We start from the raw sequence: 17,846 nt of genomic DNA on the forward strand, positions 1-17,846 counted from the left end.
GGAGACCGGCTGCGGCCGGGCTCTGTACGTACGGCGTACGCCTGCGGCAGGATGCGGGGCCATGGCCGACATCATGATTCCCGCCGGCGCGCGGGAACTGCCCGCGTACCTCGCCGTCCCCGAGGGGGAGGGGCCGTGGCCCGCCGTGGTCATCGTGTTCGAGGCGCTCGGCGCCAACGAGGACATGCGCGCGCAGGCCGACCGGTTCGCCTCCCGCGGCTACCTGGCGGTGCTCCCGGACCTGTATGACGGGGCGCCGTGGCTGCGGTGCGTCCGCAAGGCGCTGCTGCAGATGCGCGCCGGCCGCGGCCCGGCCTACGACGCGGTGGAGGCCACGCGGGCGTGGCTGGCCGCCCGCGACGACTGCACCGGCGACGTGGGCGTCTGCGGCTTCTGCATGGGCGGCGGGTTCGCGCTGGTCGCCGCCGCGAAGTACGACTTCGCGGCCGCCGCGGTGAACTACGGCATCCTGCCGAGAAGGCCGGAGGAGGCGCTGCGCGGGACGTGCCCGATCGTCGCCAGCTACGGCGGCGAGGACCGGACGCTGCGCGGCGCCGCCGCGAAGCTGGACCGGGTCCTGACCGCGGCGGACGTCCCGCACGACGTCAAGGAGTACCCGGGCAGCGGGCACAGCTTCCTCACCGAGACCGAGATGCCGGGCCTGCTCGGCCCCGTCTCGAAGATCGCCTTCGGGCTGGGCAAGGGCCGCGAGAACGGCCCCGACGCCTGGGAGCGCATCTTCGCCTTCTTCGACGAGCACGTCGCCCAAAAATCTACAACGTAAAGGCGGGGGGTTCGTAAGACGCCGCAACATCCGCGACTACGCAACGCGGGCCCACTCTCACCGAAGCGCCCACCACCTGAGCACACGCACGCGCACCAGCTCTTCTCCCGCTCGCCCAACGGCCGCCCACCCGCTCAACAACAAGATCGACAACTCGAAGACCGAGTCCCGGATCAGGCGCTAACGTCGACCGCGAGCGACCATTCACGCACTGCTGGAGACACTGATGACCACACTCGCCCACCGCAACGGCCGCGCGGCGACCGCCGGGGAACTGGCGCCGCTGGCCTTCGCGGGCTACGCCCATTTCACTGCCATGCAGGTGCGCGGGGGCCGGATTCGGGGCCTCGACCTGCACCTGGAGCGGCTGCGGTCCGCGTCGGTGGAACTGTTCGGCCGGGCGCTGCCCGACGACCGGGTGCGGTCCTACCTGCGGACGGCGTTGCAGGAAAGTCCTGCGGACGTCTCGCTGACCGCCACCGTGTACACGGCGCCAGGGGAGTTCGGCGCGGACGGGGCCGCGGAGCTCGACGTCCTGGTCCGCACCAGGCCGCCCGCGTCCGGCCCGGCGGGGCCGCTGGCCTTGGCCGCGGTCGAGTACGAACGGGTCCTCCCCGCCGTGAAGCACGTCGGTGAGGTGGCGAAGACCTATTTCATGCGACAGGCCGTCCGGGACGGCCTCGACGACGCCGCGTTCGTCGACCGCCGCGGGCGGCTCAGCGAGGCCACGATCTGGAACCTCGCCTTCTGGGACGGCGACGCCGTGCTGTGGCCCGACGCCCCGATGCTGGTCGGGACGACGATGGGCATCGTCCGGCGGCAACTGGACCGGCTCGGCGTCCCCCAGCGCGTCCAGGAGGTCACGCTCGCCGACGTGCCGTCGCTGGCCGGCGCCGTGGTCATGAACTCCTGGACGCCGGGCATCGCCGTCCACCGGATCGGCTCCGCGCCCGTCCCCGAAGCCCACGGTTTCGTGGACCTGCTCCACAAAGCCTACGAGGCCGAACCCCTCACCAAGCCCTAGTTCCGGCCGTACGGTGCGCGGCCAATGACCGACGCTGCCGAGGAGCCCTCCACCAGATACGGGCCGAAACTCCCTCTCACGTGCGCAGCACCGCTTGAGTCTGGGTGACCTGTGCGACGCGGCGCCCGGTGCCGTCATAGAGGTCGGTCTGGACGACGATCGAGGTCCGGCCGGTGTGCAGCGGATGGGACACGCCGCGCACCCGGCCCTCCTTCACACCTCGGAAGAAGTTGGTCTTGGACTCCAGCGTCGTCGTGGACGCGCCGGGCGGCAGATTGAGGAAGGCGCAGGCCGCGCCGAGGGTGTCGGCGAGCGCCATGAGGGCGCCGCCGTGCATCAGCCCGCCGGCCGTGCAGCGGTCCGCCGCCCAGTCGAGGTGACCGGTGACCTCCTCGGGCGCGGCCTCGTCGATCTCCACCCCGAGCGCGCGGGCGAACGGCATGGCGTCGGTGATCTGGTCGGGCGTGAGTCCGGTCGTCATCGATTCCCTCCTCGGAACGTACCCCGGCCCACCTTCTCGATCACCCGGTCACCACGTCCATTACCTCCCGGGTAAAAGCGAGACCTCCGACCACGTCGGAGAGGGTCGATCGGGGAGTCTCCTACCTGCAGTGATGCACTGATGGGGTAGCAAGAGATCGTGTGTGGTTCGAGCCCGTTGGCTCCCCGCTCCGGCTCCCGTGGCTCCCTGCCCAGGGCAGCAGACGCCCGCGGTTATGACACCAGCAACCACGAGGAGCACAACACCCTGCAGAACAACGACCTCATCATGCGCTGGCCGTCCCCGGTGCATGCCACGGTCATGATCGCCACACCGACCGAGGAGGGCCGGCAACTGCTGGCCCACGCCTCTCAGGAGGTGATCGTGCTGGAGCGAACGCTTACCGATGCGTTCACCCCAGCTGAACATCCGGCATTCTGCGAGCTGCTGGAACGAGCGACCCATCTAGACCCAGCAGACTCCGCGGGCGGAAACCTAGCGCACCATATGAGCCCATTAACGTTCGGACGACCAGTAACCGCCACCGCCATCGGGGCTGTCCTAAAGATGGGTCCGGCGACGTGCCGCTCAAACGGTGTTGGTCCGTTGGAAGACGGCGACGCAGGCGGTGGAGGCTCGCTATGGGGGATGGGGCCTGCTCGTACTCGGTGAGCGTGGCCTCGACGTCGAGAGGGTGGACGACGATGACCTTTGTCAGACGCGACCTTCATAGGTGTGACCTACGTCGCATTACCGCCGTAGACGTCACATCCGGGATGGCTGAGAGCTCTCAACTCTCGTAGGAGTTTCGATGAGCAGAAGGAAGGTCACGATGAACAAGCGGCTGGCTGTGTCGGCGATGATCGTTCCGATGGCGTTGGGGGTGCCGGCGCTGTCGGCTACGGCGGCTCATGCGGGTGAGATCAGCGCGCTGGCGCATGGCACCAGCGGGTCCGTCAACACCCGGGACTCGGGGCCGAAGGGCGGCACGGGCCTGTTCTGGTACGACGGCAACGGCGCGCAGCCCAAGAACAAGTCCGTCATCGCCGCCCGCGACAATCAGGGCGGCGACCACAAGTGGGTGTACGTGGAACTCGACCTGATCCGCAACGGTCCCGACCTGGTCCTGGCCACCATGGAGAACAAGAGCGGTAAGAGCCGCAACATCCAGTACAAGGTCGTCAGCGTCAAGGACGGCAGCCCGGTGCGGCTCACGGTCTGCCTGAGCGACCGCAACGGTTTGATCGAGCCCTACTGCAACTCCAAGAACTTCGTCGCCTGATCGCCAGCTCAACTGACGTTCCAATACCGCGAGTTGATGACGCAGCACCAGAATATCGGTGTCTTTGCCCCCATCACTCATCGGAATCAGGCGCATCATCGGAAGGTGTTCGTCACCGTCAGGTAGGCCAGTCGCAACAGCACAGCCGACCATCATGGCGCGGCGAGCACCTCCCGTACGGCCGTTCGCAGCTGAACGACCAGCAGCACTGCACCAGCCGCATGGGCTCTCACTTGCGTGGATGATATTTTCGGCACCCGCAAGGTTGAACGGCGCTGTAACAGATTCCCGGCGGGGTTTGCCGGTCAGGGCCGGGAGCGGTGGTTGCCCAGGCGGGCCTGCTTGGTTTGAGAGCGCCCAGGCGGCCGGCAAGCGCTTTACCGCAGGTTGTAGGTGCGGGTCACGGCGGTCAGGTCGCCGTCCTCACGCGTGGAGGGCACCAGATCGCGTGGCGGCGGCACGAAGCCGGGCACGGTCGTGAGACCGGTCGTTTCCGCGATCGCGGTGAGCCGCCGGCCGCCCGGTACGCGCACGGTGATCGAGGCGCCGCCGGCGGGGAGGCCGCGGAAGCGGACCTCGCCCGGCCAGGTCTTGGGTCGTGTCCCGTCGACCGCCACGCGTGCGGGCCTGGAGCCCGGTACGGCCGCTGACGCCTCGGTGATCGGGCGGTCGAAGCGCAGCGTCACCGAGCGGGCGCCGCGTCCGGTGCTCACCCGCAGCCGGAGCAGGTCGCCGTCGCGGGAGACGATCTGGACGCTGGGTTCGGCCGCCCGCATCGGCTGAGCCGGACCCGTCCAGCGCAGGTTGCGCGCGTATCCGGGCGGGAGCCCGCCCTGGTCGTGGCCGGAGGCGTACCGCCGGGTCCAGGAGCCGGGATCGGCGTCACCGCTCACCCAGTGCGCGGTGTCGCTGTCGGCGTTCATCACGTAGGCCAGGTGGGTGCGGCGGGGGCGCGTCTGGTCGTAGGTCTCGGCGGTCATCCCGGTCACGGCCAGCGCGACGGCGAGCGCGAGGGCCGACGGCAGGGCGAGCGCGGCCCGCCGCTCGGGGAGAACGAGTTCGGCGAGGGGAAGCAGCGTCAGCCCGAACAGTGCCAGCGCCAGTGCGGGCACGCCCGCCAGCGCGAGCCGCGATGTCCGCCCCCCGCCTGCGAGTCGATGTGCCGTTCGGATCGGCGGATGACGGTGAACACCCCGCCTGCTCGGTTGCGGCACCGATGGTCGACCGTGGCGGCTGCATGTCCGGGGGACGCACTTGCCGAGCTCACCGACCATGCGCGCGGAGAGCGTCACCCGGCCCGGGTGGTGCACGGGGCCACGATGCGGGTCAACCTGGTGCGGCCAGTGCGGGGGCCGCTCCTGCTCGTCGGGCCGTGGGCGGGCGGTCCCGCCGGCGCGCTCGTCGCCGCTGGTTCTGGAGTTCGTCGGGGTCGTGCGGGTGATGACGCGGGCCGAGCGCGACCAGGGTCACCTCGGCGAGCGCGACACCGCCGAGCTCTCGGCGCTTGACGCCGCACTGCGCACCCGAACCTCTCTCCTGATCTCCTCCTGAATCTTGCGAACCTCAGCTGTCTCGGGCGGGCCGGCTTCTCCGGCGGCTCGCGCGATCAGCGGTCGTTCTCGGCCGGGGTGTCGGCGAGGGGCCGGCCGACGATCTGCTGGAGCGTGGCGACGTACTCGTCGAACGCGCGGCGGCCCTGGCGGGTGAGCTCGAACCAGGTGCGGGGGCGGTTGCCGACGTAGCCTTTGCGGATCTCGACGTAGCCGGCCGTCTCCAGCGCGCTCGCGTGCTTCGACACCACCGAGTCGCTCAGCCCGAGGCTGTCGCGGACGCTGGGGCGACAGGTCTTCGGCGCGCGTTCTCGGACGGCCTGCCTTCCCGGCCCCGTACGGGCCCGACGATGGTGCGCTGACATGCACCGGAGCCCTGGCCGTCGTCCTGCAGCACGCTCGGATCCGAGGGCAACAGACCCGGGGCGCCGGACCGTCTACGGCCCGGGCACCGGAAACGCGGACCGTGTCCGAGGCCTTGTCAGCGGTCGGGGACGGCCTGCGGGAAACGGCTCACCCATCGGCGCTGCCAAGGGGTTTCCACGGCTTTGGGGTGATGGTGCGCGCGGGCCCAGTCGGTCGCGTCGGCGGCGTCCACCCCGGACAGGATGGCCAGGCAGGCGATGACCGTGCCCGTGCGGCCGACGCCGCCGCCGCACGCGACCTCGGCCGACAGACCGGAACGCGCCTGTTCGTGCAGGTGATGGATCTGCCGGACGGCCTCGTCGGAGTCGCGGGGCAGCAGGAAGTCGGGCCAGTCGATCCAGACGTGGGGCCAGGACAGCGAGGCCTCGTGGCGGCGGCGCAACCGGCCGGACCCGAGGTAGAGGCCGACGTCGGGCGTGGGCCCTTCGGGCAGCGGACGGCGCAGGCCGCGGCCGCGGATGTAGGCGCCGTCGGGCAGGCGGACGGCCCCCTGCAGCAGGGAAGTGTTCATCGGATCAGGCCCCTTTCATGGTGGCGTGCGCGGTGGTTGGCGACGTTGACGCGGTTGCCGCACAGGTCGGGCATGCAGTAGAGGCGCCTTCCGGCCCGGCTGATGTCGGCGAACACGCCTCGGCAGCCAGGGGCCGCACACGGACGGAAACGCCGGTGCCCCAGCGTTCGCACGACGCCCAGGATGCCGGTGGCGACAAGCGCGGCGAGTTCGTCGGCGAGGCCGGCTCCCGGCGCGGTGGGGATCAGCCATTCCCAATGGCCCGTGTCCCGCCGTTCCAGCGTCGGGGCCAGCCCGGCACGCCGGATCAGCACGGTCGCGCCCGCGACCGCCTGGTCGGCGGTCTCGGTCTCGATGATTCCCCGCACCTCGCGGCGCAGGAAGTGCACCTGCCGGACGTCCTCATCGGTGAGCGGGCCCTCGCGTCGCAGCCGGTGCGTGGCGAGGAAGGCCGCCAGCGCGATCGGATCGGGCAGCGCGTCTCCGCCGGTCCGCACGGTGGGTGAGGTGGCGACCAGGTCGTTGGCGACCACCACCCCCCAGCTGTAGTCATCAATCGGGATCTTCACCGCACCTCCAGGTAAGGATTATAGTAGCGCTATAACCATTACTCGATCATGATGACCGAGCTCGCAGGCGACCGCCTTGGGGACTGGATCAGCACGGTCGAGAACGACTCACTGACCGCGCTCGTCTCCTTTGCCCGGAACCTGTGCCGTGACCTGGAAGCTGTGCGCAACGGCCTATCCCTGCCCTACAGCTCCGGCGCCGTCGAAGGCCACGTCAACCGCGTCAAGATGCTCAAACGCCAGATGTTCGGCCGGGCAAACTTCAACCTGTCTCCGGAAGCGCACGCTACTGCCGAACTGAAATCACACGGTTTGCGACAGAGTCAATGTGCCTGACCGGGACCGTGCCGCCGCTCCGTCCAGGTATGTGGACCTCGCAGTACAGGGCGCGCGATACCGAAAGCCGACCACGCGGGTCAGAATCCGTCCGACGAACGGCCAGCAGGTCGGTGACCAACCTGCTGGCCGGAGCGAACCGGAGTGGACGCCCCGCCCGGCGGCCAGCGCCTCGCCGATCTGGCGGAGCGGGCTGTAGCCACGTCGGGGTTCAGTTGGGTCGGGCGGTAAGCGGCAGGCTGTCCTCCCATAGCTGATCCGCGCGTGCGACGTCGTAGGAGTCGTCCGATGAACGAATGGCCTGGCGCTGGTGGAAGTACGCGCCGGTGGTGTCGGCCAGTTCGGGGGCGGTCGCGAGCCAGGCCAGTGCGGCTCCGGACTCCTCGGCGGTGTAGACCTTGTCCGTCAGGAACCGGCGCACCAGGGGCTTGGCACGGGGCAGGACGTGCTTGGCGGCGAATCGGAGCGGGGCGGGAGCCGATCGTTGCAGCCCCGTGCCAAGGACCAGGCCCGGGTCGTAGGCGTTGGCGGTGACGCCGTGGGGCAGGCGGCGGGACAGGGCGTAGGTGAAGTAGATGTTGGCGAGCTTGGAGGTGCTGTAGCGGCGCTGACCGGCGACGAACGCGTTGTCGGAGGCCGCGTCGGGCCCGAGCTCGCCGTGGGCCAGTGCGGGCGCGGTGTTCCACGCGGGAACGGGCACGCCGGCCTTTTGCGCGGGGTCATGGACGCCGCTGGCCACCACGACCACCCGTGCGGGTGCCCGCAGAGCCGGGAGCAGCTCGTTGACGAGCAGGAAGTGGCCGAGGTGGTTGACCCCGAACGTGGATTCGAAGCCGTCGGCGGTCCGGGTCTGCTTGGTCCCGGCCTGCACGCCCGCGTTGCACACCAGCGCCTGCAGCGGGGGGACCGTACCCGCGGCCACTCGGTCGGCCAGCTCGGCGGCGAACGCTCGGACCGAGGTCAGGGACGCGAGGTCGAGCGACATCGCCTCCGCCGTGTGCCCTGCGCCTGCCGTATCGGCCAGCCTGCCGGCGGCCTCGCGCGTACGGTCCGCGTTCCGGCTCGCCACGACGACGTGCCACGGCCCGTCGGTCGAGCTCACGAGTGCGGCGGCACATCCGTAACCCAGGCCCGCGTTCCCGCCGGTGATGACGATCGTGCGGGCGTTGCCCGCAGGTCGCGATGACATTGATGACTCCTTCTCCGCGTCGCCGGGTGGCGGAACATCTCGACGGGACAGTGGTGAGGTCATGCCTTGATCAGTTGCTCGCTCAGCTCCCAGAGGCGCTGTGCGGACCGCGGGTCGATGGAATGCGGCACGACGTTCTGTGAGCGGATCAGGTCGGCGGCCTGGACACCCGGATCGGGGGCGTCGTCCAGCGGCGAGATGTCGTTGTCCTTGAGGTAGACGCCGCCGATGTCGGCGAGCAGGGGACTCGTCGCCCCGAAGACGATGGTGGCGGCTCCCTGTTGCGGTGTCTTCTTCCCGCTCCCGGGGTCGATGATCGGCCGGCCGGACTCGTCGACCAGCCCCACGGCCCGTTGCATGGCCTGCACCTGGTCGGCGGGCATCGAGTTGCCCAGGTTCGTACCGACGATGACGCCCGGGTGTGCGGCGTAGCCGTGGATCCCGTCCTCGGCCCACCGGCGGTCCAGTTCGACGGCGAACAGGACATTGGCGGTCTTGGACTGGGCATAGGCGAGGTGGCCGTCATAGCCGGTGGCGAAGTGCGGGTCGTCCCAGCGGATGTCGCAGATGCGCGTGGCGCCCGAGGTCGTGTTGACCACGCGGGCGCCGTGGGCCGAGCGCAGTGCGGGCAGCAGGCCCAGGGTCAGCTGGAAGTGGCCGAGGTGGTTGGTCGCGAACTGCGCTTCGTAGCCGCGTGCGTCCAGAGTCCGCTCGGCGGGTGCCATGATCCCGGCGTTGTTGAGCAGGATGTGGAGCGGACGGCCGGAGTCCAGGTAGCGGGTGGCGAAGGCGTCGATCGAGGCTGGGTCCAGCAGGTCGAGTCGGCCGATCTCGACGCGCTCGATGCCGGCGAGGGCCGGTGCCGAGCGATCCGGGTGGCGCGAGCCGACGGTGACCGAGGCGCCCGCCCTGGCCAGCGCACGGGTGGCTTCCAAGCCGAGCCCGACGTGGCCGCCGGTGACGATGACGTTCTTGCCGGACAGGTCGATACCTGCGAGGACGTCACCGGTGGTCGAGGCCGCGGTGAAACCGGATCCAATGGGGTGCTGCTTGTGTGTCATGCCCTCAGCCTGGGCCCAGGTAAGCAGACTCTGAATAATTGATAGTGCGTATTTCTTGTGCGAGAGTACGAACGTGGCCGGTGATCAACTATCCGAGGTCTTCGACCTCGTCGAAATTCGCGGGCTGGTGTCGGGCGGGTTCGCGGCACGAGGCCCGTGGGTGGCGCGCGCCCCGGTCGAGGACCCGCTGAAGTTCATCGCGATGGTGCACGGCCGGGCCCGGCTGACCACCGACGGCATCGACGGGCCGATCGAACTGGAGCCGGGCGACGTCGCCATCCTGAACAACCGGTCCCGGCTCGAACAGGAGGGCGGCACCGGCGACGGACCGCGCCGGGAGATCGTGCCCGAGGAGACCTTCACGCGGCTCGCCGGCGCCGACCGCGGCACCGACGACGTCGTCATCGGCATCGCGGTCGATCTCAACCCGGCGGGCCGGGCACTGCTGCTGCAGGCACTCCCGCCGGTCGGGCACGTCCGGGCATCCGCCGCCACCGCGACCAACCTGCGCGATGGTCTCGACCGGCTGTTCGATGAGGTCACCGCAGATCGGATCGGCTCGAGATTCGCGGTCCGGCAGTACGGCCAGCTCCTGCTGCTCGAAGTCCTGCGCGCGTACATCGACCAATCCGAACTTCCCCCGGGATGGCTACGGCTGTTGACCGACGAGCGGTTGCGCCCAGCGCTCGACCTCATGCACGCCGCACCCGAAAGGCCCTGGAGCCTGCCTGAGCTGGCACGCGCCGCGACGATGTCACGAACGTCCTTCGCCGAACGCTTCCGGACGGTGTCCGGCCAACCGCCGCTGACCTACCTCAACCGCTGGCGGATGCTCCTGGCCCAACGCGCTCTCCGCGACCGGGACGTCCGCATCGCGTCGCTGGCCTCCGACCTGGGCTACGCGTCCGAGAGCGCCTTCAGCACCGCGTTCAAACGAGAGGTGGGAGAGTCACCCCTGCGCTACCGGCACCGGGTCCGCGATGAATCAACCGCCCGAACCAGACTGGCGCAGGTCTGACCTTTCAAGACCCGCCGCTGCCCTCGCCGTCTTGTGGTTCATGGCTGGGGAGCCGGTTGTGACGCCCTTCGGGCGTAAGCGAGTCGTCGGGGTCGCCGTGCGGGCGGCCCGGGGCCGGGCCGCCCGCGACGGCGACACCGGTACTACCGGCCCCGGCCCGGCCCTTGTGCGGCCAGCGCTCGCGCGAGGTCGGCCAGCTCGGCGCCGTCCGCGCGGCGCGGCGCGCTCCTCCTGGTGCTCGGCGTCCTGGCGCGCTCCTCCTGGTGCTCGGCGTCCTGGCGCGCGTCGTCATCGGCATGGGACCGAGGCTGCCCGCCGGCCACCCGGCGGCGCGCTGGAACGTCGTTCTATGGTGAACGTTCAAGGCGCCGCGATCATGGGCATGACCAGGGGATACGTGGTCAGGAGCCGTCGCCCGCGCCCTCTTGGCCCACAGGTGGCCCTGTACCGAGTGCCCCAGCCGCCGCGCCACCTCGCTTGTGACTCATCAGAAGCGGCCACACAGACCTTCTGACACTGGCAAGCATGGCAGCCCGGAGCCACGCGAGGGCTAGCAGCCCGCTGCCCCGATCAAAGCCGCATCTGTCCGCCCAACCCCACGGCCCGCCCCACCAAAAACCTTCACCACAGACCCGGATGACATCCCCCGAATGGTGAGGCCTTGGGAACGCGATCGTCGATAGTGTGGCCGACATGGCCATCGCCCGCATGCCCCTCATCGTTATCGACTGTCCCGATCCTGGTGCGCTCGCCAGATTCTACGGCGCGATGCTGGATTGGAAGATCGACGTCTCCGTCGACCGGGCAGCGGCTTGCGCCGAGTTCGGTCAGTGCATTTCCTTCCACAAGGTGGATGGTTATACGCCACCAGCGTGGCCGACCCAGGAGCGGCCCCAGCAAATGCACCTCGATGTGATCGTTGACGACCTCGATGCCGCTGAGGGGGCAGTGATCGACCTCGGCGCGACCAAACACCCGGAGCAGCCCGGCACGTCTTACCGGGTCTTCCTGGACCCGGCAGGCCACCCCTTCTGTCTTTGCCTGCTCTGATCCCAACACCGCCACGAGGGACGTGACCCGGGGCCGAGCGTGCGCGCGGCGGCCCGCCAGGCCGGTGGTGGTGGCCGCTGACGGCCAGCTACTCGCCCAGCACCTCCTCCAGCCGGGCGGGGAGGGACCGGAGATGCTCCTTGCCGCCCTTGAGGGTGATGCGCGCACGGCGTTGTTGCCCGTCGTGCTCGTCCAGGTCGGCCAGGTCGGCCAGGTCGGCCAGGTCGGCCAGGTCCAGGGTGCGTGCCTCGGAGGCGCGGATGCCCAGGCCGGCCAGCAGGTAGACCGGCGCGCAGCGCGTACAGCACCCGGTTGGCCCGCCGCAGCGAGTCCGGCCGCGCGGCTAGCGCGGCGTCGGCGTCGGCGACCATCCGGTCGGCGGCGCGCAACAGCGCCCGGGTCTGCGGCTTGGCCAGCGCGCCGGTCTTGCCACCGTCCGAGCGCGGCGGCTTGGTCGCGCGGCGGACCGCCAGCGGGTCGCGCGGACCGTCGCCGCCGGCCGCGGCCAGAAAGTCCAGCCACTCGGCCAGGTCGAGGGCGTAGGCGACGCGGGTGTGGGCCGAGGAGTAGGGCCGCAGCCAGCCCGCCACCAGCCACGTCAGCTCCGACCCGGCGCTGTCGCCGGCCTTGGCGAGCACCGCGGTGACCGGGACGCTGTTCAGCGGACCGCGCCGCCTGGGCCCCGCCGACGGGGACGCCGGCCCTGTTGGTCGCCGTGGCGGCCGCCGGGCCGAGGACTCGACGACGCCGCCCTCCAGCACGTCCGGACCCCGGGCGGGTCGCCGCCCGGGCCGTCAGCCGGGACCGCGCCGGGCTGAGCATCGGGCGTGGCCTCGCTGCTCTCCGCTCCAGCTGCGGAGAGCAGCGGCGCGGGGGAGAGGACGCCGGAGTGTTCGCTGGTCACCACAGCTCCGGCACCAGTTCGCCGACCTCGATGACGGTCATGGCCACCAACTCGCCGGGGAAGAGCCGGGCCATGTCGAACGCCCTGGACACCGCGTCAGTGCCAGCGGCGGTGGCCATGAGCAGGCTGGGGGCGGCCATCGTGAAGGACAGACGCAGCCGGGCCGGGCCCGCCGCGCTGACGCCGACATCGTCCTGCAACCGCAGCATGTCGTGGAGCCGATCGCGGATGGTCCAGAGCGCCTCGGGGGCAGGGCCGTCGTAGTCGACGTTGAGCCAGGCGGTGTCGTGCACCGCGGCGGTTACGTCGACGTGCCAGGTCCGCTGCACCGGCTCACCGCGCTCGTCCCTGGGGCCCGGCTCCCGATCTTGAGTCGTCACCCCGATTCTGACCGACCCCGTAACGACGGGCCCTCCAGTTGCCAACGGCGAGTCCAGCACGGCCCCATCGGGGTCCTAGCACGCCCTCACCAGCGTCCCGCCCGGCGTACCCCCGGCCCGTCACCACCGCCCGCGCTCGGTGCTGCCGCTGACCGTATCCGGTCGCCGTCGAGCAGTCCGGCGCGTGCCACGCTGTGGGGACGGCGCAGGCGAAAGGCCACGCTCAGCTCCCCGCCGGCGCCTCCTCCATAAGAAAGAGAAGATGACAACGCGAAGACGTCGATTCGTGCGGGTATCGGCCGTGGTGGCGGCGACGGCATTGACGGCGTCGGGGTTATCGGGGGTGTCGAACGCGACCGGCGCCGGGATATGGAACTGCTCCCCGGGAAACGGCTTCACCTACGCCTGCACGACGATCACCTCGGCTCCAGCATCGGGCGTTCAGGTGCTCGACCGTGACTTCAACGTCGTGGTGACGCTGCACAACGGCGACAATGTCGCGATCGACAGTTGGGGAAAGGACACCTCCGGCCTATGCGGCGTCGGCGGCGACCCCTACGTCTGATGGGTCGTCTGGAACAACGGAGGGGAGCGCTCCGGTTTCATCGGTGACTACTACTTGAACACCGGGCCGGTGTCGAACTGGAACGGCTACCCTGACCCGCGCGGGGGGACTCTGGGCGACTTCGGCCATTACCTCGGCACCTGCGACGTCATCGCTATGAGCCAGGCACCGGCCCACTGAACAGGCACGCCATCACGACGGTCCGTCTCGGCGATCTCGGCGACAAACGACCGATCCGCGGTGCTCACCACCGCCGCGGGCGCCGCCCTCGGATTCGGCCGCCCGCGAGTGGCTGCGCTGGGACGGCACCGCCGACCGCGCCGCACTCATCGACCAGGCGCACCCTGCCGGCGCCAAGTCTGTGAGCCGGCGTCCGCCGGAGTTCACCGACAGCGCGGACGGGGCACTCCGATGGATGATCAACCCGGTCACTCGGCGGGCGCAGCGCCGGGTCGTGCGGTGAGGCTTCCAGCGAGGGCGTCCAGGCCTGCCTTGATCCGGTCGAGGGGCATGCCGCGCGTCCGGCGCTGGTGGAGGAACAGGTTTGCGGCGAGGGGGGCGAGGAGGGCATCGGCCAGGTAGGCGGCGTCGGTGTCCGGGCGGATCTCGCGGAGCAGCATCGCCAGATGCCGGTGGTAGAGGCCGTACGAACCGTCGCGGAAGCGGGCGTCCGGCGGGTCGGACTCGGCCATCAGCAATAGGTCGGCCTGAGCCTCGGTGCGGTCGGCCAGGGCGTGCAGGAAGGCGCGGACGCGCTGGGAAGGCGCGGCGCCCGGGCCGAGCGGCGGAGGGCCCTGGATGAAGGCGGCCTGGAAGTCGCGCTCGCGGTCGTCGATCACGGCGTAGACGAGGCGTGCCCGGTCGCCGAACCGGCGGTACACCGTGCCGACGCCGACCCCGGCGGCCCGCGCGACCTCGTCCATGGAGACGGCCTCGGCCCCGCGGGTGGCGATCACCTCCGCGGCGGCGCGCAGGATGCGGCGGCGGTTGTGCGCGGCGTCCGCGCGCTCGGCGGGCGGACGCCCGACGACGGGCAGCTCCCGCATCCAGCCCCCTCTCGGCACGGCTTACCAGCGTAACGGGTTTGTATCCGGAAACCTCTCCGGTTAAGCTCGGTAAGCGGAAGTTTCTCCGATTAGTGGCGAGGAGTCGGGATGACGGCGGTTCTGGCGGGGCGGGCGGCCCGGGTGACGGACGGCGGACGCGGCATCGGCGCGGCGATCGCGCGGCGACTGGTGCGACACGGCGCGGGCGTCGCGGTGACCTATGTGCGGGCTCCGGAACTTGCCGCTGGCGTCGTCGGTGAGATCGAGGCGGCGGGCGGGCGGGGGCCGGCGATCGCCGCCGACCCCGACGCCGCCGACCCCGCGGCGGTCGACCGGACGGCGGCCGAGCTGAGGCGGTTCAACATCCTGGTCAACAACGCCGGGATCGCGCCCTACGGGCGGCTGGAGGAGGTGTCGCTCGCCGAGCTTGACCTGACCCTGGCGATTCACGTGCGGGCGGCCTTCGTGGCGGCGGCCCGGCACCTCGGGCGGGGCGGGCGTGTCATCACGATCGGCAGCAGCCTCGCCGAGCGCGTCCCCTACCCCGGCTGGACGCTGTACGCGATGAGCAAGTCGGCGCTCACCGGGCTCACCCGGGGCCTGGCCCGCGATCTCAAGCCGCGCGGGATCACCGCGAACGTGGTGCAGCCGGGCTCGACCGACACCGAGATGAACCCCGCCGGCTCCCCGGACGCCGAGTTCGAGCGCGGGTTCACGGCACTCGGTCGGTACGGGCGCGCGGAGGAGACCGCCGCGATGGTGGCGCATCTGGCGGGCCCGGGCGGGGACTGTGTCACCGGTGCGGCGATCGCCGTGGACGGGGGGTACGCAGCCTGATGGCCTGGATCTTCTTGCTGATCGCGGGGTTGACGGAGCTGGTGTGGGCGGCGGCGCTGAAGCAGTCGGACGGCCTGACGCGCCTCTGGCCGACTGTCATCGGACTCTCGGTGGCGCTGCTCAGCGTCGTCGTGCTGTCGCTGGCGCTTCGGACGCTGCCGGTCGGGACGGCGTATGCGGTGTTCGTCGGCCTCGGGGCCCTCGGCGTCGCGCTCGTCGGCATGGTCGCGTTCGGTGAGAGCGCGTCGCCGGCCCGGCTGGCGTTCCTCGCTCTGATCGTCGTCGGCGTGATCGGCCTGCAAGTGTTGGAGCGCTCTTAAGATGCGAGGGGCTGTCCGACTTTTTACTGGAGGGCGGCGAAGTATTCGGTGAACGCGGTGCGGCCCTCGCCGGCCTCTACTCCTGGCGGCCTCGAATGTGTTCCTCGGCCCGGATGCGCGCCTCAGTTCTCCGAAAGTCCATGGCGGGCATGTTCACCCACGCCAGCCCGGCCACCGACCAGAGGGCGGCGGCGGCCCCCAGGAGACGCGCCAGCTGATACTGGGGGCTGGCCAGCGCGAGCGCGGCGACGAGCAGCACGGCCAGCAGCGCCAGCCACCGTCTGCGGCGTCGCCGGGTCTCGGCTTGCACGTCGTCGGGCAGCTCCGTCCTCGCCATAGGTCCCCCTTGTCCGCCTCTTGGACGAAGACATCCATCTTGAGCGATCGGGTTACGAGACGGCCGGATCCGGCCACGGCCTTCCTGCCCGGTTCGTCAGTTCTGAGGTCCGGTCTCGGCTGGGCCTGGCGACGTCGTCGGGTCCCATCGGACGCGGTCGCCGCGTCTGGGGCGGTGACCGCTGCCGCCACGGCGCCGTCGAGGAAGACGGGCATCAGCACGACGCTGCTGGCGTCGGTCTCGGTCAGCTAGTCGGTGGTGCCCGCGGGCTGCGCCGCTACAGCGCGCGGCGAAGCCGCTGTCGGGCGGGAACCGCTCTTCGCCGCCGGGTGGTTGCTCGGCGTCCACGGCCAGTGCCTTCAGGCGGCGGGGAGCAGGCCAGGATGCTCGCGGCGCACGGGGCGACGAGGGCGGTGCACCGGCGGCGCGTCAGGGGCGTCCGCCGGTCCTTCGTCAGAGTCCCGGGCCCGGATGTATCCGAAGGCGCGTTCGGAGCGCAACGACGGCATGCTTCGCCGAAGCGACCTCTCCGCGCTCAACAGCCGTCGGTCAGGCGGCGCCGAGGTGGTAGCCGGTTGCGAAGGAGCGGTCCCGGCCGACGACGCCGGCGTGGTCGGCCCACCGGCTCTCGGCCGCGTCGCGGGTGGTGAGCAGCACGGTCGTACCGGCCGCGGACAGGCGCCGCAGCGTCGCCCAGACCTGCTGGACCGTTCCACTATCCAGGCCGGACGTGGGCTCGTCCAGGAACAGCACGTCCGAGCGGTCCACCATCGCCAGCGACAGGTCGAGCAGTCGCCGCTCACCGGCCGTCAGCCGCTCGAACCGCACCCCGGCGACCCTCTCCAGGCCGGTCAGCGCGAGCGCCTCGTCCGCCGTCAGCGGATCCAGCGTCCAGCGGCGCCAGCCTTCGATGATCTCGGTGACGGTGAGGCCGGGAAAGAGCCCGCCGTCCCGCCACACCGTGCCGATCCGCAGCCCGCCCCGCTCGGCGTAGGGATCGGCGCCCCGGAGCCGAACACGTCCGCCGGAGGGCCGCCGGAGTCCGGCCAGCGCCTCCAGCAACAGCGTCTTGCCCGCACCCGGGCGGCCGAGCAACGCGTGAATCCCGCCTTCCGGCACCGCCAACGACAAGCCCCCGGCCGCCCGGCCGTCGCAGCCGACGCGCAGGTCGCGTGCCTCGACGACGATTGTGCTCATCCTCGTTCCCCTCACACCGTGCGGAGCCCGGCCGTCCCGGAGTGCCCGCGTGGTACGAGGCTATGGAGGTGACCCGCCGGTAGGCGGCTGAGCTGGGCGGCCGTTCGCATTCCGTAAGATCATCCGGACTTCGCCCGGCCGTCCATGAGTCGACCTCATGGGAAGGTCGGCGCCGTCGGCATGGGCATGATCTATGAGGCGCGCGGAGAGGCCCCTCCTCCCTGCCTTCGCAGAAGCCGCCAACCGGGCATCCTGACGCCAGCAGACGACCCTTGGCTCGTGCGCATCGCCCGCCGTCGTGCAGGTCACGGCCGAAGGGGGCATCGGCAGAGACTCAAGGTCCTGACCGTCGTCCAAGCCGGCGACGTGGCCGTCCTGGGTCGTGGCGTCCGCCGGTGATCGGTGGGGGCCACGAACCGGGTGGACGGCAGCGCTTCCGCCCACGTGGGAAAGCCGGCTGGGAAGCTCGGTCCGGAGTGGCCGGAGGCGGGCGGTGGCCTCCGCTGCCGGGGTCACTTGCGGCGGATGGTGCGGACGCCCCCGCCCGGCCGCCAGCTCTGGATGACGAGCTCGTCGTCCTCGACCGACGTCAGCACGGCCTCCCGCAGGTCGAGCCGGAACGCGTGGAAGTCGCCGGGCGGCTCGTCGCCGGTGGTGTAGGCCTTCTTCTCCTCCGGGTCGGTGATCTCGATCGCCACGCCGGCGACCTTGGCGTCGCCGCCGTGCTCGGGGTCGGCCGGATGCGCGTGGATCGCGCAGCGGCCGTCCCGTTGCAGGTCGTGGGCCTTCACCGCGTGCAGCATCGAGCCGAACGACAGGTCCGCGCCCTGGAAGTCGACCTCCGAGCCGCTCACCCGCGGCGAGCCGTCGCTGCGCAGCGTCGCCAGGACGTGCGTCTTCTGGGCTTCGAACCGGGCCCGCACCGTCGCGGCGAGATCGGCCGCCTCCTCTTCGAATTGCCTCCATGTCGCCATGCGGA

21 protein-coding genes are annotated in these 17,846 nt (G+C 70.9%); 9 read left to right on the forward strand and 12 right to left on the reverse strand.

The annotated features are described in order from the left end of the window. Window positions 1-61 precede the first annotated feature (61 nt). Window positions 62-784 (forward strand): dienelactone hydrolase family protein, encoded by a 723-nt coding sequence (locus ACA514_RS08455; protein WP_375040456.1) that lies wholly within the window; start codon window positions 62-64, stop codon window positions 782-784. A 226-nt stretch (window positions 785-1,010) separates the two neighbouring features. Next, complete coding sequence (locus tag ACA514_RS08460; RefSeq protein WP_375040457.1) at window positions 1,011-1,808, forward strand: aminotransferase class IV family protein; 798 nt, start codon at window positions 1,011-1,013, stop codon at window positions 1,806-1,808. Window positions 1,809-1,884: 76 nt separating this feature from the next. Here ACA514_RS08460 and ACA514_RS08465 read toward each other — a convergent pair whose 3' ends face one another. Further along, complete coding sequence (locus ACA514_RS08465; RefSeq protein ID WP_375040458.1) at window positions 1,885-2,289, reverse strand: PaaI family thioesterase; 405 nt, start codon at window positions 2,287-2,289, stop codon at window positions 1,885-1,887. Between the two features lie 811 nt (window positions 2,290-3,100). Here ACA514_RS08465 and ACA514_RS08470 point away from each other — a divergent pair. Beyond that, a complete protein-coding gene (locus tag ACA514_RS08470; RefSeq protein WP_375040459.1) occupies window positions 3,101-3,571 on the forward strand; it encodes a hypothetical protein in 471 nt (156 codons plus the stop codon). 377 nt (window positions 3,572-3,948) lie between these two features. Here ACA514_RS08470 and ACA514_RS08475 read toward each other — a convergent pair whose 3' ends face one another. The 4 genes from ACA514_RS08475 to ACA514_RS08490 all read right to left on the reverse strand — a co-directional run bounded on the left by ACA514_RS08475 (window position 3,949) and on the right by ACA514_RS08490 (window position 6,627). After that, window positions 3,949-4,683: a hypothetical protein gene (locus ACA514_RS08475; RefSeq protein ID WP_375040460.1), complete on the reverse strand. Its 735-nt coding sequence runs from the start codon at window positions 4,681-4,683 to the stop codon at window positions 3,949-3,951. A 494-nt stretch (window positions 4,684-5,177) separates the two neighbouring features. After that, on the reverse strand, window positions 5,178-5,486 hold the full coding sequence (locus ACA514_RS08480) for a transcriptional regulator (RefSeq protein WP_375040461.1): 309 nt from the start codon (window positions 5,484-5,486) through the stop codon (window positions 5,178-5,180). Between the two features lie 116 nt (window positions 5,487-5,602). Next, on the reverse strand, window positions 5,603-6,058 hold the full coding sequence (locus ACA514_RS08485; RefSeq protein ID WP_375040462.1) for a protein-tyrosine phosphatase family protein: 456 nt from the start codon (window positions 6,056-6,058) through the stop codon (window positions 5,603-5,605). After that, window positions 6,055-6,627, reverse strand: a complete 573-nt coding sequence (locus tag ACA514_RS08490; RefSeq protein WP_375040463.1) for a CGNR zinc finger domain-containing protein — start codon at window positions 6,625-6,627, stop codon at window positions 6,055-6,057. Before ACA514_RS08490 ends, ACA514_RS08485 begins: the two co-directional genes overlap by 4 nt. Before the next feature lie 51 nt (window positions 6,628-6,678). Here ACA514_RS08490 and ACA514_RS08495 point away from each other — a divergent pair, with 51 nt between their 5' ends. Next, a complete protein-coding gene (locus ACA514_RS08495; RefSeq protein WP_375040697.1) occupies window positions 6,679-6,963 on the forward strand; it encodes a transposase in 285 nt (94 codons plus the stop codon). Between the two features lie 211 nt (window positions 6,964-7,174). On the opposite strand, the gene ACA514_RS08500 is transcribed toward ACA514_RS08495, so the two are convergent. Together ACA514_RS08500 and ACA514_RS08505 are read right to left on the reverse strand one after the other, a co-directional pair. Continuing rightward, on the reverse strand, window positions 7,175-8,152 hold the full coding sequence (locus ACA514_RS08500; protein WP_375040464.1) for an SDR family NAD(P)-dependent oxidoreductase: 978 nt from the start codon (window positions 8,150-8,152) through the stop codon (window positions 7,175-7,177). 59 nt (window positions 8,153-8,211) lie between these two features. Then, window positions 8,212-9,213 (reverse strand): SDR family NAD(P)-dependent oxidoreductase, encoded by a 1,002-nt coding sequence (locus ACA514_RS08505; protein WP_375040465.1) that lies wholly within the window; start codon window positions 9,211-9,213, stop codon window positions 8,212-8,214. A gap of 73 nt (window positions 9,214-9,286) precedes the next feature. Between ACA514_RS08505 and ACA514_RS08510 the strand changes: the two genes are divergently transcribed. Then, the gene (locus ACA514_RS08510) at window positions 9,287-10,231 is read left to right on the forward strand and encodes an AraC family transcriptional regulator (protein ID WP_375040466.1); all 945 of its coding nucleotides are present in this window, start codon (window positions 9,287-9,289) and stop codon (window positions 10,229-10,231) included. Between the two features lie 693 nt (window positions 10,232-10,924). Continuing rightward, window positions 10,925-11,281, forward strand: a complete 357-nt coding sequence (locus ACA514_RS08515) for a VOC family protein (protein WP_375040467.1) — start codon at window positions 10,925-10,927, stop codon at window positions 11,279-11,281. A 900-nt stretch (window positions 11,282-12,181) separates the two neighbouring features. Here ACA514_RS08515 and ACA514_RS08520 read toward each other — a convergent pair. After that, entirely contained in the window at window positions 12,182-12,565 is a 384-nt protein-coding gene (locus ACA514_RS08520; RefSeq protein ID WP_375040468.1) for a hypothetical protein, read from the reverse strand. A gap of 262 nt (window positions 12,566-12,827) precedes the next feature. On the opposite strand from ACA514_RS08520, the gene ACA514_RS08525 reads away from it, so the two are divergent. After that, window positions 12,828-13,130, forward strand: a complete 303-nt coding sequence (locus tag ACA514_RS08525; RefSeq protein ID WP_375040469.1) for a hypothetical protein — start codon at window positions 12,828-12,830, stop codon at window positions 13,128-13,130. Window positions 13,131-13,558: 428 nt separating this feature from the next. Here ACA514_RS08525 and ACA514_RS08530 read toward each other — a convergent pair whose 3' ends face one another. Next, a complete protein-coding gene (locus ACA514_RS08530; RefSeq protein WP_375040470.1) occupies window positions 13,559-14,176 on the reverse strand; it encodes a TetR/AcrR family transcriptional regulator in 618 nt (205 codons plus the stop codon). A 108-nt stretch (window positions 14,177-14,284) separates the two neighbouring features. On the opposite strand from ACA514_RS08530, the gene ACA514_RS08535 reads away from it, so the two are divergent. Both ACA514_RS08535 and ACA514_RS08540 read left to right on the forward strand, forming a co-directional pair. After that, a complete protein-coding gene (locus tag ACA514_RS08535) occupies window positions 14,285-15,013 on the forward strand; it encodes an SDR family NAD(P)-dependent oxidoreductase (protein WP_375040471.1) in 729 nt (242 codons plus the stop codon). After that, entirely contained in the window at window positions 15,013-15,333 is a 321-nt protein-coding gene (locus ACA514_RS08540; protein WP_375040472.1) for a DMT family transporter, read from the forward strand. Before ACA514_RS08535 ends, ACA514_RS08540 begins: the two co-directional genes overlap by 1 nt. Before the next feature lie 76 nt (window positions 15,334-15,409). On the opposite strand, the gene ACA514_RS08545 is transcribed toward ACA514_RS08540, so the two are convergent. From ACA514_RS08545 to ACA514_RS08555, 3 genes are all read right to left on the reverse strand, one after another. Then, window positions 15,410-15,670: a hypothetical protein gene (locus ACA514_RS08545; RefSeq protein ID WP_375040473.1), complete on the reverse strand. Its 261-nt coding sequence runs from the start codon at window positions 15,668-15,670 to the stop codon at window positions 15,410-15,412. A 549-nt stretch (window positions 15,671-16,219) separates the two neighbouring features. After that, the gene (locus ACA514_RS08550) at window positions 16,220-16,867 is read right to left on the reverse strand and encodes an ATP-binding cassette domain-containing protein (RefSeq protein ID WP_375040474.1); all 648 of its coding nucleotides are present in this window, start codon (window positions 16,865-16,867) and stop codon (window positions 16,220-16,222) included. A 512-nt stretch (window positions 16,868-17,379) separates the two neighbouring features. After that, a complete protein-coding gene (locus tag ACA514_RS08555) occupies window positions 17,380-17,841 on the reverse strand; it encodes a pyridoxamine 5'-phosphate oxidase family protein (RefSeq protein ID WP_375040475.1) in 462 nt (153 codons plus the stop codon). Window positions 17,842-17,846 lie beyond the last annotated feature (5 nt).

It is taken from the genome of Actinomadura sp. NTSP31, assembly GCF_041951385.1.
Taxonomy (GTDB): domain Bacteria; phylum Actinomycetota; class Actinomycetes; order Streptosporangiales; family Streptosporangiaceae; genus Spirillospora; species Spirillospora napierensis.